The sequence below is a fragment of the Christensenella minuta genome, from assembly GCF_003628755.1.
Lineage (GTDB): Bacteria > Bacillota > Clostridia > Christensenellales > Christensenellaceae > Christensenella > Christensenella minuta.
In genome coordinates this window covers 444,290-458,066 of the sequence record NZ_CP029256.1, presented here as the reverse complement: position 1 = coordinate 458,066, position 13,777 = coordinate 444,290, and the positions used below count along the sequence as shown (strand labels likewise).

Genomic DNA, 13,777 nt, shown 5'->3' with positions numbered 1-13,777 from the left:
TCTGGCAATCAAAAGAACCTCTTGCGCCGCTCCCGCTTCCTCTCTGAATATATTTTACTTTTTTATCCAAAAATAGTTGCGCTCGCAACTATCATGTGCTATAGTATTTTAGGTTGCAGACGCAACTATTTTTATGGATTGGGGTGATCCTTTTGCCGAAACGGCATTTTACGTTAAATAAATATGCTTCTATCATCAACAGATATGGTATGCGTTATTACGACCAGGAACTAAATTCCCTCGGCATCGGTGCGGGACAGCACTTTTTCCTCGTCCGTATTTTCGAGAACCAGGGGATCAACGTCTATGATCTTGCAAAATGCGGCCACTACGACAAAGCCACCGCGACCCGGGCGATCCACAAAATGGAGGAATACGGCTATATCCGCCGCGAATCCGACCCGGCGGACGGGCGGGTTTGCCGCCTGTATACCACCGAAAAGGCGCAGCCCATTGTCGATTCCGTCTATGCGGCGGTCTTGAAATGGAATGATATCCTTACCCGGGGCATGTCGGATGAAGAAATCATTCTTGCGGAGCGGCTGATGGAATTGATGGCAAAAAACGCTTATGAATTTACAATAGACAACCAAGGAGGAAAGACGGTATGAGTGAAACGGTACTTACGGAAACAAGAAACCCATTAGGCTATGAACCGATCGGCAAACTGCTTAAGACCTTTGCCTGGCCGGCCATTATTTCATTTTTAATTAATTCGGTTTACAACATTGTGGATCAGATTTTTATTGGCCAGGGCGTCGGTTACCTTGGCAACGCGGCAACGACGATTTCGTTCCCGATTATGACGATCCTGATTTCCTTTGCCGCCCTTGTGGGAACCGGCGGCAGCGCTTATGCCGCTCTCAAGCTCGGCGAAAAAAAGGAAGAGGAAGCGCAGCGCGCCCTCAACAACGGATTTATCCTCTCCATCATTATCAGCGGCGTGATGATGGCGGCTTGCTTCCTGTTTCTTGATCCGATGCTGAAAGCCTTCGGTGCGACGGCAGACAGCATGGCTTATGCAAAAGAATATTCGACGATCATCCTTTTGGGCACGCCTTTTAACGTCGTGAGCATCGTCCTTTCCAACATGGCGCGTACGGACGGCAACCCCAACCTCTCCATGTATAGTATTTTGATCGGCGCGGTCCTTAATACAATACTTGATCCCCTCTATATTTTTGTGTTTCATTGGGGCGTAACGGGCGCAGCGATCGCCACCATCACCTCACAGGCAATCTCAACGGTTATCCTTTCCATTTATTTTGCTAAAAGCGGAAAGAGTATGCGCTTTGAAAAAAAATATATGAAACTGCACGGACGTACCTGCAAAATGATCCTGACCCTCGGTATCTCATCTTTCATCACGCAGATCGTGGCCTGCGTTACACAGATCGTGATGAACAATTCCCTCGTATTTTATGGCAACCAGGCGGGTGTGGGCGGCGATATCGCGCTTTCGGCCATGGGAATCGTAATGAAAATCGCCATGATCCTCGCGGCCGCCTGCATCGGAATCGGCATTGGCGCGCAGCCTATTTTGGGCTTTAACCGCGGCGCCGGCCAGCCGAAGCGGATCAAAAAAACCTTTGTGATGGCGGCATGGATTTCCACCGTGGTCGTTATTGCCGCATGGCTTGTGTGCCAGTTGTTTCCCGAAGCGATCCTCAGCCTGTTCGGTGACGCGGAACCCAACTTTACCATGTTTGCCGTAAAATGTATGCGTCTTTTTCTTGGCGGCATCTTCTGCGCGGGCTTCCAGATCGTCTCGACAAGCTATTTCCAGGCGACGGGCCAGCCGTTTAAGGCGACCATTCTCTCCATGCTGCGGCAGCTTTTGCTGTTGATTCCGCTTGTACTGATCCTGCCGATGTATTTCGGGCTGGACGGCATCCTTTACGCGGGGCCCGTGGCCGATGTCGGCTCTGCCGTCATCGTGGCGGTTTTCGTGATACGCGAGATGAAGAAGCTCAATGCATGGATTCGTAAGGAGGACGCGGAGGGAAAACAGGAGGGCCTTGCGGCCGCATAAATAAAAACATAAAAAAAGCACGAAACTCCATCGCTCCGTGCTTTTTGTTTTTTTATTTTACAACTCTTTCGAGCAGGCCCTGGAAAGCGCAGCCATGCCGTGCTTCGTCCTTCGCCATTTCATGAACCGTATCGTGGATCGCGTCGTAGCCAAGCTCTTTTGCTCTCTTTGCAAGCGCCAGTTTGCTGGCCGTCGCGCCGCATTCCGCATCCGCGCGGAGCTGCAGGTTCTTCTTTGTGTCTGCGTAAACAACTTCGCCGAGAAGCTCTGCAAATTTGGAAGCGTGTTCCGCTTCTTCAAACGCCGCACGCTTGTAGGTCTCCGCAACTTCCGGATAACCTTCCCGGTCGGCCTGTCTCGCCATCGCGAGATACATACCGACTTCCGTGCATTCACCCATGAAGTTTTCCCTCAAACCGTTCACTACTTCTTCGTCAAGCCCCTGTGCAACGCCGATTTTATGCTCGTCCGCCCATACGCGCGCGCCGCTCTGTACTTCATCGAACTTGGAACCGTCCGCTCCGCACTGCGGGCATTTCGCCGGCCGCTCGCCCTCTACCGTGTAACCACATACCTGACATACATACTTTACCATTTCAAAATACCTCCCAATCTTTTACGATTAGACGCCCACGCGTCCATCTTTCTAATTATACACAGTCTCGAATATACTTAAACAAAATTTTTTTACTTTTTAACCTCCTGATTGAAGGGAGCCGTTTGGTGGTATTAATATATAATAACCTGCATAAACGGCCGTATAGAACATTGCTTGCATGGACGGCTAACAAACGGCATACGCTGGTTTGCCTGCGCCGGCGGAAGCCGGCCTGCCAAAAAATACGAACGATCGGGGTGACTACCATGAGTCATGCGGCAGAAACCGTAATGATGCAAAACGAATACTTTTATACCGGGCGTACCAAGCCTTACGAATTCCGCATGGACGCCCTCTCCAGCCTGCGAAAGGCAATTATCAGGAATGAATCCGCTATTTTCGACGCGCTCCATGAAGACCTTCTGAAAAGTCCTTTCGAGGCGTTTGAAACGGAAGTCGGCATCGCGATCGATGAGATTACTTTTTTAATGAAGCATCTGCGGCGCTGGATGAAGCCCAGCCGCGTACGCACCCCTCTCGCGCAGTTTCCGTCCAGAAGCTTCGTGCTTGCGGAGCCTTATGGAGCAGCGCTCATTATGTCGCCGTGGAACTACCCCTTCCAACTGACCATTGAGCCGCTGGCGGGAGCCATTGCGGCGGGAAATACTGCCATATTGAAGCCGTCGGATTACTCGCGTGCTACCTCGAAGGTGATCGCGGATATCGTGCACGCAACCTTTCCGCCGGACTATGTGGACGTGGTGCTCGGCGGCCGCGAATCTAACCAAGACCTTCTGCAGCAGCAGTTTGATTATATTTTCTTTACGGGCGGCGTAACGGTCGGCAAGCTGGTCATGGAATCCGCTGCGCAGTTCGTCACTCCCGTTACGCTTGAGCTCGGTGGGAAAAGCCCATGTATCGTGGATGAAACGGCCGATCTCGACGTGGCGGCAAAGCGGATCGCCTGGGGCAAATTCCTGAACGCCGGCCAAACGTGCGTGGCGCCCGACCACCTATACGTCCAGGAATCCATAAAGCATAAATTCCTGCCCAAATTAAAACAAGCGATCACGGAATTTTATACGGAGGATCCCCTTACCTGCGGCTGGCTGCCGAAAATTATCAATCAAAAGCATTACGACCGTCTGCACGGCCTGATGGCAAACGAGGAAATCATCTTCGGCGGCAGGAGCGATCCGCAATCCCTGCTGATCGAACCTACGATCATCGATAACGCCGCATACAACCATCCGGTCATGCAGGAAGAAATTTTTGGGCCGCTGCTTCCCATCCTCGAATTCCGCAATCTTTACGATGCGGTCACGGAGATCAGGAAGCATCCCAAGCCGCTCGCGCTTTACCTTTTCACGGGTAACCGGAAGACAGCCAAAAGCATTCTCGGGACGGTATCCTTCGGCGGCGGTTGTGTGAACGACACGATCGTGCAGCTTGCAACCTCGCGCATGCCCTTTGGCGGGGTGGGTAATTCCGGAATGGGCAGCTATCACGGAAAGGCAAGCTTCGATACGTTCTCGCATTATAAGAGCATCGTACACAAGTCAAGCCGCATCGACCTCCCTATCCGCTACCTCCCGCCAACCGGGAAGAAGATGAAGGGGTTGCGTAAATTTATCGGTAAAAAATAAAAAGAGACGAAAAGGCCGGAATTTGGTACGCCGCACTGTTCAAAAAGCCAGGAAAGCGGTCTCTGACGGACTTATTTTCCACAGCGGCCAAGGCTTTCAATATACCCTGCATGGATCAACTCTACTGAAACAGTATTCCATATTGCCGTCTGCGTCAAGAGCCGGGACGCCTTCGGATAATGCACCTGCTGAAAACTTTTTTAGAATACTCAAAACGAAGTGCGTTTACAGGCAGAAACTTCAGGGCATCGATCAGGCAAGGCAGATGATTGATGCGTAGATATCTTTCTACAATTATGAACGCATCCAGCTAAAGTCAAAACTGACGCCGTTTTTCAAACGGCGTCAGTTTGCATAATCTTTAGTTGTTCCCTTTTTTCGTGTCTCTTTCACGGATAATGGTTCAATATTCCGGCCCTTTTTTGCCGGTTTTATTCTTCGATCTGTTCCGGCCCCGGCGTTTCCTCCGTTTCTGCCGGGAAACAAATCATGACTTTGAAGAGGTCGCCGTCGATTTCGATCTTGAACGCGCCCTTCATAAGCTCCATGAAGTTCCGCGCGATGGAAAGTCCCAGGCCAGAACCCTCCGTATGACGGGATTCGTCGCCACGCTTAAAGCGCTCCATCAGTTCTTCCTCCGTCATATTAAGCGGATCGCGCGATACGTTCTTTACGACAATGCAAGCCTGGCCTTCGCTGCGTGAAAAATCGATATACACCCGCGAACCGCCTGCCGCATATTTGACGGCGTTATCGATCACATTGCCGATCACCCGGAACAAAAGCTTCCCGTCCGCATATACGTACATCTTGGCCTTTTGTTCCGCCGTCACGAATGTAAGGCCCGAGGCTTCTATCTTATCCGACATCTCCCCCAGCGCCTGTTCCATAAACTGGACCAATTCGATTCTGGAAACTGAAACCGTCATATCCCCGCTGCTTGCCTTGGCTGCTTCAAACAGGTCGTCCGTGAGGTATTTCAGCCGCCGCGATTTCATATCCAGCACTTCCAGGTAGCGCGGCGCATTTTCGCTCGCAAGCCCCTCTTTTTTCAGCAAATCCACGTAGGTAAGGATCGAAGTCAGGGGTGTTTTGATGTCGTGCGATACGTTGGTAATAAGCTCCGTCTTCATGCGCTCGGACTTTACCTCCTGCGTCACCGCCGCGTCGAGTCCTTCCGCGATATGCTCGATTCCCGTCGCGATCTCATCGAAGTCCTGCCCGCCGCCTTTCACGATCCGGTATTCGAGGTCTCCCTCCTTAATACGGCGCACCCCAACTGAAATATTGCTTACGGCCGCGGCCTTTTGCAGTATGTATTTCAGCACGGCCGCAAGATAGATAGAGATGAATACAAGGCCGATGAACACGCCCGTTCCTCCCATCAAAAAACCAAAAAGTACGGTAATCAGGCACAGCAGCATCCCGCCAATCAGATACCAGATCACAATACCGATTCCTTTTGCCTTGGTACCGCTTTCCCGCCAGATTTTTCCAAAGCCTGCGAATACCCGCCCGACCAACGTATAATTCTCCTTCCGTTTTACCCGGCGCGAAACGCTCATACTCCACATCAGCAGGAGCGCGATCCCGACCGCCGTATAGACGGAGATGCGGATAACCTGCACCGCTCCCACGGCGCCCGGCAAATCGATACGTTCGTTGTGGAACAGGGCCAGCATCACAAACTCGATCAGGACCAGTGCGATCCCGCCTATGTCGAGCCATATGGAATCCATGAAGGTGACCTTCACCTCATCGTTTTTGGGGGACCGGCCCGCAGTATACATAAGCCAGATGAACGCCAGCGCGAAAAGCACGAACCATACAATCGTCAGGACGATCGTCGTCAGGTACCCCCTGTAGGCAATACCGTATTCCCTGCTGCTCTGCTCATAAAAGGTATCGGACATCCCTGTGAATATGGAAACGCCCGCAGCTATCTGCCGCTCCGTTTCCTCCATATAGGGATAGGACACCGCTGTATCTGCCGTCAGGTTGCCGTAAAGCCCCGGCTCCGCCCCGTTCCACGCATAGGCCCCGTTTCCTTCCAACTGCCTGATCCATTCTACGGGGTCGCTCTCGCCTTTGGGAACGTTCGTATGGATCACCCTGCCGTCCGCGACGACCGCAAAGTAATAGTTTTCATTGCTTCCCAGGTTTTCCCGCGCCTGCTTTTCCATGAAGGCGTATTTTTCGTCCACATAGCTTTCCGCATTCACCAGAAGCTCCGCATATTTCTTGTTGATGGAATCGATCTGCTTCTGCGTATACTCATCAAGCGCCGGAAGCCCCGCTTCTTGTGCGCTTGCAGCCGCCGCAATTTCCGTGCTTAAAGAATCAGGCTGGCCCTGATCCTCGCCTGCCATTTCTGTTCCCGCCGTGTCTCCCGGCGCTGTTTCGTTTCCTGCAACCAAAGCTGCAAATTCTTCCTGAAATTTTTCAAGATACGCATCATAATCACCCTCCAGATCCGTCGTGCTCAGCACCTCGCTGATTTCACCGGAATAAGAATTCTTCAGTCCCGAGATATAATTCCGCAATTCGTTCTGTTTGGATGAGTCGTCATAACCGTAAAACGCATATTCCACGGAATTCGTATATTCCTGCATCGTGGAAAGATACTCCGCGCTTTCAACGTATTTGTCGCTCGTCATCGTATTTGCGGGATCATATTTCTCAAGACGTACTATGGAAAAAGAAATCAGGCATCCGGTAGCGATACAAATGATCCAGGCAATGATTTTCAGCTTTAAATCATACTTTGAGCTTATCAATTTTGTATCCAATCCCCCACACCACCTTCAAATATTTCGGTTCCTTTGGGTTGATCTCGATCTTCTCACGGATCCGGCGGATGTGTACCGCAATGGTGTTTTCCGCACCCACCGCTTTCTCGTCCCATACGCTTTCATAGATCTGCGTAGTGGAGAGAACCCGCTCCATGTTCTGCATCAGGTACCGCAATATTTTGTATTCCATGGGGGTGAGCTTCACCGGCTCGCCGTCAACCGTAACGGTCTTTTTCATGTCGTCGAGCACGAGTCCGCCCGTTTGGAGCACACCCTTCTCCTGGGTCATGCTTCCGAGCGATGTGTAGCGCCGCAGCTGGGACTTCACCCGTGCGATCAGCTCGAGCGGATTAAACGGCTTTGTCAGGTAATCGTCCGCACCGGAATTGAGACCCAGAATCTTGTCGTTGTCTTCCGACTTTGCACTCAGCATGATAACGGGGATATTTGCGCTTTCCCGCAGCTTCATTGTGGCGCGGATGCCGTCCATTCCGGGCATCATGATATCCATGATGATTAAGTGTATCTCCTGCTCTTCCGCATACTTTACGGCCTGAGCCCCATCGTATGCCTTCAAAACCTCATAGCCTTCGTTCACCAGATAGATCTCGATCGCGTCAACGATTTCCTTGTCGTCGTCACACACCAGTATCCTCATGTGTTCCTTACCTCCGTTATAATGGCATCTTGATCCATACCATTATAACATGCCTTTTCTTTTTTCCCTAATCTTAGGATAGGCTAAAAATATTAAGAACAAACCTTAAACTTTCTTAAAACTTTATGACAATTCCATCGGTTTTATTACCGTCCCGTTAAGTTCGTATAACAGCACTATTTCTTTGTGAACACTGTGTGAATTTATGGGCACAGTATCTTTTTTTCCTGTATAATGAAACCAATTCAAAAGGGCATTTCTAATAAAACCAGAATGGCAAACGAATGAAATAACTGGAGGAAAACGTTATGAAAAAGATCATCGTCGTTATGATATGTGCCGTCTTGTTTCTGACCGCCTGTTCCGCAGCCCCGTCCGAAACAAACAGCAGCGCAGCCACAGCCGGCCCCGAAATGGGATATGAATCTGCCGGTGCCGTCAGGGATGAAGGCGTAACGGCGGAAACCGAAGAAGCCGGCGGCCTGGGCGGGCTTTCCAACCCCGACTTGCCCGAAACGGACCGCAAGCTCACTTACAGTGCGTCGTTCGACATCAATACCAAGCAATATGACGCGGATTATGCAAAAATCAACGCAGAGCTCTCAGCGGTCGGCGGCTATGTCGCGAACGAGGAAAGCTCGGCCTATTCCTCAGAAACAGGCAAAAATTACGGCCGCAATTCTTATCTCTCCCTGCGCGTCCCCGTCGATAGCCTGAACGCCTTTATGGACAGCCTTTCGGGGATCGGCGAGGTGGTCAGCAGGCATAAATCCACGGACGACCTTACCTCGCAGTATTATGATACGGACGCACGCATCGAAATGCTCAATATGCGCAGGGACCGCTTGATGGGCTATCTTGCAAGCGCTACGAAGGCGGAAGATATCGTCGCGTTCGAGCAAGAGCTTTCCGATGTACTTTACGAGCTCGACCAGCTCCAGGGCAGTAAGCGCCAGATGGACCAGCTGATCGATTATGCAACGGTGGACGTTACCCTGACGGAGCTCATCACACCTGAAACCATCGGCGCGGACGGTCAGCCGCTCGGAGACCGGGCGTCCGACGCATTCTCCATGTCTATGACCGGCGTGGGGGAATTCATGGAAAACTTTGCTATCTTTTGGGCGGCTGCCCTGCCCGTGATTATTCTGCTCGCGATTTTTGCGGCGGTCATTTATGCGGTGATCCGGCTGATCCTGTGGCTGCGTAAAAAATATTACGTCAAGCATCCGGAAAAGGTCCGTCGGCCGCAGCCCATACAGCAGCCCCTGTATCCGCCGTATTCTCCGCAGGCGCCCCCGCAAAATACGAACGATTCCAAAAAATAACGGCACCAAAAAAGCCCTTCCGGATTCGGAAGGGCTTTTTTTCATTTCCACTATGCTCCGGCCTTTTCTTTTTCCCTGAAAATCATGCGGTCAATGCCGGCAATCGTAGTTTTCTCCAGCTGCTGCCGGCAGACATCGTCAAGGTCCGCATAAATCCCGTCCATCACGGAAGCCATCCCTGAGGCGATCAGGCATTCCATATCGGAGCGTCCCGAATGCCACGATGCAGCGACCATCGGTTCCCCGATCGCTTCATTCACCATGCGCAACGTGACCTTATCCGCGTCAAGTGTGAAGGAATAACCGCCTTCCGCGCCTTCCTTGGTCGTCAGCAGCCCCGCCTTTTTGAGCTTCGCCATCACCTTGCGGATGCGCGCCGGGTGCGTACATACATTTTTTGCAAGCTCGTCGCTGCTCACCATTTTTTTCTTGTGATTAAGATAGACCAAAGCGTGGACCGCTATGGTAAATTCACCCGTCATGGCCGTCGTCCTTCCATAATTCTTCCGACATTGCCATCATAAATGATGGAGGGTAAAAATGCAAGTTTTTCTTATCCCTCCCGCATGAACAGCTCCTTCAGCGCCTCGCTCACCGTCCGGCGCAGGCCCGCTGTATCCCGGAAGTTTGCTCCGCCTGTCCTGCCGCTCCGGTTTCCACTGCCGCTGTCTGGACGCAGACCGTTAAAAAGAATTTTCCTGCCGGCAGTAATGTAATAAAAACACGCCTCTTCCGTTCCTTCATTCCATAGCCTTCTCCACCTCGCTGCCGCTCACCGTTTCATACGGCCAATCATTGATGCCTCCCATGTCGTAAACGTTTGTGTAGCCCATTTCCACAAGCTTATCCGCCGCCTGCCTGCTCCGCACGCCTGTACGGCAGTAGACGACCAGCCGCGCATCTTTATCCGGCAGCTCTGCGGGCGGGGTATCCGAAATCGTTTCATTCGGAATATTGACCGCCCCTCCAATATGCTTTTCCGCATATTCCTCCGGCGTGCGTACATCTACAAGCAGGATGCCGCTTTCCCCGTCCAGCATCTCCTTCGCCTGCTCCGCATCGATTTTATGATAAGCCGATTCCCGCGCGGCGGTGCTTCCGGCCCCCTCTGCCGCGTCTTTCCCTTCCATATTGCCTGCCGCCGCACATCCCGCAAAGGAAATAACCGCCGCGGTAATTCCGGCGATCACGGCAATCCACTTATGGTTCACCTCCGCGCCCTCCTGTTCTGTAATTTTTTCTATATCAGTTTTCTGTAATTATATAACTCACAGTTTTGTATGTCAAGGATTTATTTCCGCAAGGGATACCCGGGCAACAAAAAACGGCATACCCTCTGCGGTACGCCGTTTCCCCTTGTTAGGCGGTGAGCGAGTATCCCTGCTTGCGGAACGTTTTAATCAGCTTTTTCTGATGCCCGTCGTCGATTTTCGCCCTTAAAAATCTGATATATACATCCACAACGTTGGAGAAGCAATCATAATCGCAGTCCCAAACATGTTCCAAAAGCTCCGCACGGGATACAATTTTGTCTTTATGCAGCGCGAGATATTTTAAGACCTCGTACTCTTTTGCGGTAAGCCTGATATCCTCATCTCCACGCCGAACCGTCCGATTATCGATATCCACCGCCAGGTTGTCAACCATGATACGCATAAATGTTCCATCCTTTCTTCTCTTAATTGCTGGCACCCAGCCGCCCATACACGCTTCGCGTGTGCGCGTGGCTGTTTACGCATACCATACCACCCATGTTACATGTTATTAATAATCCTATTCCCCGGTGTCTAATCATATTTCATGAAGTTTATTTGTAAACTTTTAATTAACAGATGGCTTACAATACGCTGGCAGAGCGCAATCCGCGTTTACAATAAAAAACCGCAGCTCCCGAACGGAGCCGCGGCTTATTTTCAGCATTTAATATGGAAATACCTCATTGATCTCAAGATGCTCCCCATCCGGGCCGCGGAACGTCAGCCACTTGGCTCCATTCGGGAATACATTCGCGCCCAAGACCGGAGCGTCCATCTCAAATTCAATCCCGCGCTCTTCCAATATTTTCTGAATACCTTCAATATCTTCCACCGCGAGGGCAATATGGTCTACCCAGCCGTCCTGCCGCTTTTGCGGATTCGCCGTGCGCACCAACTCCAGCACCAGGCTGCCATTTTTTACAAACGCCACGTTTGTAACGGTGCCGTCTTTTTCCTCTACCCCGCATTCCCAGATCGTCTCGAAGTCAAGAACGTCCTCGTAAAATTTTTTGCTGCGCTCAATATCCGTAATGAATACGCCAATGTGCGCGAGCCCTTCCATTTTTGCCATAACAAAACCCTCCCCTGAATAGAATTCTTAATTCAAGGATAGCGCTTTTACAGCCGGGATGCAAGTAAAAAATCAACCGCAGTCAAGCTGCTCCAAAAGCCGCTGCGCATAATCGCCGTTCGGGTTGTCCCGTACATCCTGCGGAGTTCCCTGCTGCACGATTGTTCCCTCGTTCATAATCAGAATCCATGTACCCAGGCGCACCGCTTCGCGCAGGTCGTGCGTCACGAACACAATCGTCACGCCCGTCCGCCTGTGGATTTCGATGATTTCATCCTGCAGCTGCTTGCGCGTAATACCGTCAAGCGCTCCGAACGGCTCATCCATCAGGATTATCTCCGGCTGTGCGGCAAGGGCGCGGGCTATGCCGACGCGCTGCTGCTGTCCTCCGGAAAGCTCGCTGACGTTTCGCGAAAGCATCTCCATAGGCAGCGCCGCCATATCCATCAGTTCGCGGATCCGCTCCTCAGGCAGTCTATTTTTTTCCAGCCGCGGTACATATTCGATATTTTCCCGCACATTGAGGTGCGGAAACAACGCGCCTCCCTGTATCACATAGCCGATCCCCCGCCGGAGCGCGATCAGATCGGTATGGGCCGTATCCCTGCCGTCCACCAGCACCCTGCCGCCGTCCGGCATCAGAAGGCCGTTAATCATTTTCAGCATCGTCGTCTTGCCGCCGCCCGATCCGCCGACCACTGTAAGAAAGGCTCCCTTCCGTATCTCGAAGCTGAAATCCTTCAAGGCATATTTGTCCTCGTAGACCTTTTGTACCTTGTCAAAAGCAATGATGGTTTGCTGGTTCATAATAATCCCTTTTGCGTCAGAAAATCGACCGCCACCGTCTTTTCATCCTCATTGTCGTTTTCCACGCGGTAATTGAGCTGCGACATTTCCTCGTCCGTCAGGATGCCGTCCATCTTCATCAGCACGCCGCGCAGCTCCGGATGGGCTTCGAGCACCTCTCCGCGTACAATCGTCCCGCAATAATAGGAGGGAAAGAAATCCTTGTCGTCCTCCAATGTTTTCAGTTCGTATGCGCCAAGCAGTCCATCGGTCGTAAAGGCGTTTATCACGTCCACCTCGTCCGCGCCGATCGCCTGGTATTTAAGGCCGATATCAAGATCCGAAGTGTCCTTGAAATGATATCCATACGTTTCGCAAAGCGGATCGTAACCGTCTTCACGTTCGTAAAAATCATATTCGGCCCCGAATTTCAGGTTTGGGGTAAGGGCGGCGAGGTCTGAAAAGGTCACGACGTTGTTTTCCTCCGCAAACTCCTTTTTCACCGCCAGCGTATAGGTGTTGTTAAAGCCGTAAAGCCCCACCCACTCCATCTTGAACTGATCCTTATATTCCTCTTGCAGCTTTTTGTACATTTCATCCGGCGATGACTGCTCCGTGTGCTTCAATATGTCCGACCATGCAGTTCCGGTATATTCGGGATAAAGATCGAAGTCCCCCTTTACCATAGCCGGGTGAATGTTACCCGTTCCGCCGGCGATCCCCTTGGTGATTTCCACATTAAGGTCCGTGTCCTTCTCAATCAGCGCCGCGAGCATCTCGCTGAGGATAAACTGCTCCGCCATCGGCTTGGTTGCGATCCGTACCGTATCGCTGGCCTTTCCCGAGCACCCCCCCAGTAAAAACGTTCCGCACAAAACCGCCGCCATCAGCAGCGCCGTCCATTTCTTCTTTTTCATTTTTTCGACCCTTTCCCATTGATCTTGCGATAAATTTTTCTTTCAAAGATGCCTGCGACCGAATCCGCAATCAGGGCAAGCGCCGCAATCAGCAGGCTGCCCGCCACCGTCATCGCCATATTGTTCGTGGTAATCCCGCGGTAGATCGCAACGCCGAGTCCGCCCGCGCCTACAAAGGATGCAATACCGCACAGCGCAATCGTCATGACGATCATATTGCGCGCCCCTGCAAGAATAACGGGCATTGCCAGCGGCAGCTTGATTTTAAACAGCAGCTGGGACTCTGTGGACCCCATCCCCTTCCCGGCTTCGATAATAGCCGGAGAAATTCCTTTGATGCCGGTGTGTGTATTGCGCACCATCGGCAAAAGACCATATACCGTAAGGGCAATCACGGCTGTCGTGTCTCCGATTCCCGTGGCCGGGACGAGGAAACCGAGCATCGCGATCGACGGGATCGTATAGATAAGGTTCGTTACCCCAAGCACCGGAAACGCAAGCTTGCCATGCTCCGAAATTACGATCCCAAAAAAAATACCGATCAGTGCCGCCAAACCGATCGCAATAAATGAAAGCTGGAGATGCTGCAGGATAAGTTGTGCAAAAAAATCCCATCGCGTTGCATATAAGTTAAAGACTTCTGCGATCATCAATTTTTCTCCCTGATTTGCATGATGGTTTTTTAATAAACA

Annotated in this window: 15 protein-coding genes; 4 read left to right on the top strand and 11 right to left on the bottom strand. The window is 51.6% G+C overall.

The genetic code is table 11. The annotated features are described in order from the left end of the window. Nucleotides 1–152: 152 nt before the first annotated feature. A complete protein-coding gene (locus B1H56_RS02200; RefSeq protein ID WP_066520619.1) occupies nucleotides 153–611 on the top strand; it encodes a MarR family winged helix-turn-helix transcriptional regulator in 459 nt (152 codons plus the stop codon). Further along, on the top strand, nucleotides 608–2,032 hold the full coding sequence (locus B1H56_RS02195; protein WP_066520616.1) for an MATE family efflux transporter: 1,425 nt from the start codon (nucleotides 608–610) through the stop codon (nucleotides 2,030–2,032). The genes B1H56_RS02200 and B1H56_RS02195 overlap by 4 nt, the downstream gene beginning before the upstream one ends. A gap of 52 nt (nucleotides 2,033–2,084) precedes the next feature. On the opposite strand, the gene B1H56_RS02190 is transcribed toward B1H56_RS02195, so the two are convergent. Further along, entirely contained in the window at nucleotides 2,085–2,627 is a 543-nt protein-coding gene (locus B1H56_RS02190) for a ferritin family protein (protein ID WP_066520615.1), read from the bottom strand. A gap of 128 nt (nucleotides 2,628–2,755) precedes the next feature. Here B1H56_RS02190 and B1H56_RS02185 point away from each other — a divergent pair, with 128 nt between their 5' ends. Beyond that, nucleotides 2,756–4,276 carry an aldehyde dehydrogenase gene (locus tag B1H56_RS02185; protein ID WP_278287597.1) on the top strand — a complete coding sequence of 507 codons (1,521 nt, stop codon included), beginning with the start codon at nucleotides 2,756–2,758 and terminating at the stop codon, nucleotides 4,274–4,276. Between the two features lie 431 nt (nucleotides 4,277–4,707). Here the strand turns inward: B1H56_RS02185 and B1H56_RS02175 are convergent, their stop codons facing one another. Both B1H56_RS02175 and B1H56_RS02170 read right to left on the bottom strand, forming a co-directional pair. Continuing rightward, the gene (locus B1H56_RS02175; protein WP_066520612.1) at nucleotides 4,708–7,065 is read right to left on the bottom strand and encodes a sensor histidine kinase; all 2,358 of its coding nucleotides are present in this window, start codon (nucleotides 7,063–7,065) and stop codon (nucleotides 4,708–4,710) included. Continuing rightward, on the bottom strand, nucleotides 7,034–7,726 hold the full coding sequence (locus B1H56_RS02170; protein ID WP_066651146.1) for a response regulator transcription factor: 693 nt from the start codon (nucleotides 7,724–7,726) through the stop codon (nucleotides 7,034–7,036). The genes B1H56_RS02175 and B1H56_RS02170 overlap by 32 nt, the downstream gene beginning before the upstream one ends. Before the next feature lie 308 nt (nucleotides 7,727–8,034). Here B1H56_RS02170 and B1H56_RS02165 point away from each other — a divergent pair, with 308 nt between their 5' ends. Next, on the top strand, nucleotides 8,035–9,054 hold the full coding sequence (locus B1H56_RS02165; protein WP_066520607.1) for a DUF4349 domain-containing protein: 1,020 nt from the start codon (nucleotides 8,035–8,037) through the stop codon (nucleotides 9,052–9,054). Nucleotides 9,055–9,104: 50 nt separating this feature from the next. On the opposite strand, the gene B1H56_RS02160 is transcribed toward B1H56_RS02165, so the two are convergent. The 8 genes from B1H56_RS02160 to B1H56_RS02130 all read right to left on the bottom strand — a co-directional run bounded on the left by B1H56_RS02160 (nucleotide 9,105) and on the right by B1H56_RS02130 (nucleotide 13,735). Beyond that, nucleotides 9,105–9,536: an RrF2 family transcriptional regulator gene (locus B1H56_RS02160; protein WP_066520601.1), complete on the bottom strand. Its 432-nt coding sequence runs from the start codon at nucleotides 9,534–9,536 to the stop codon at nucleotides 9,105–9,107. A gap of 109 nt (nucleotides 9,537–9,645) precedes the next feature. Then, complete coding sequence (locus tag B1H56_RS14470) at nucleotides 9,646–9,798, bottom strand: hypothetical protein (protein ID WP_156468697.1); 153 nt, start codon at nucleotides 9,796–9,798, stop codon at nucleotides 9,646–9,648. Next, nucleotides 9,795–10,184, bottom strand: coding sequence for a rhodanese-like domain-containing protein (locus B1H56_RS02155; protein WP_082771066.1), 390 nt, complete (start codon nucleotides 10,182–10,184; stop codon nucleotides 9,795–9,797). Before B1H56_RS02155 ends, B1H56_RS14470 begins: the two co-directional genes overlap by 4 nt. A 229-nt stretch (nucleotides 10,185–10,413) precedes the next feature. Continuing rightward, a complete protein-coding gene (locus B1H56_RS02150) occupies nucleotides 10,414–10,710 on the bottom strand; it encodes a winged helix-turn-helix domain-containing protein (protein WP_066520596.1) in 297 nt (98 codons plus the stop codon). 264 nt (nucleotides 10,711–10,974) lie between these two features. Beyond that, a complete protein-coding gene (locus B1H56_RS02145) occupies nucleotides 10,975–11,382 on the bottom strand; it encodes a VOC family protein (RefSeq protein ID WP_066520595.1) in 408 nt (135 codons plus the stop codon). 72 nt (nucleotides 11,383–11,454) lie between these two features. Continuing rightward, nucleotides 11,455–12,189 (bottom strand): ATP-binding cassette domain-containing protein, encoded by a 735-nt coding sequence (locus B1H56_RS02140; protein ID WP_066520594.1) that lies wholly within the window; start codon nucleotides 12,187–12,189, stop codon nucleotides 11,455–11,457. Then, complete coding sequence (locus B1H56_RS02135) at nucleotides 12,186–13,085, bottom strand: glycine betaine ABC transporter substrate-binding protein (RefSeq protein WP_066520593.1); 900 nt, start codon at nucleotides 13,083–13,085, stop codon at nucleotides 12,186–12,188. Before B1H56_RS02135 ends, B1H56_RS02140 begins: the two co-directional genes overlap by 4 nt. Further along, a complete protein-coding gene (locus B1H56_RS02130) occupies nucleotides 13,082–13,735 on the bottom strand; it encodes an ABC transporter permease (RefSeq protein ID WP_066520589.1) in 654 nt (217 codons plus the stop codon). Before B1H56_RS02130 ends, B1H56_RS02135 begins: the two co-directional genes overlap by 4 nt. Nucleotides 13,736–13,777: the final 42 nt, after the last annotated feature.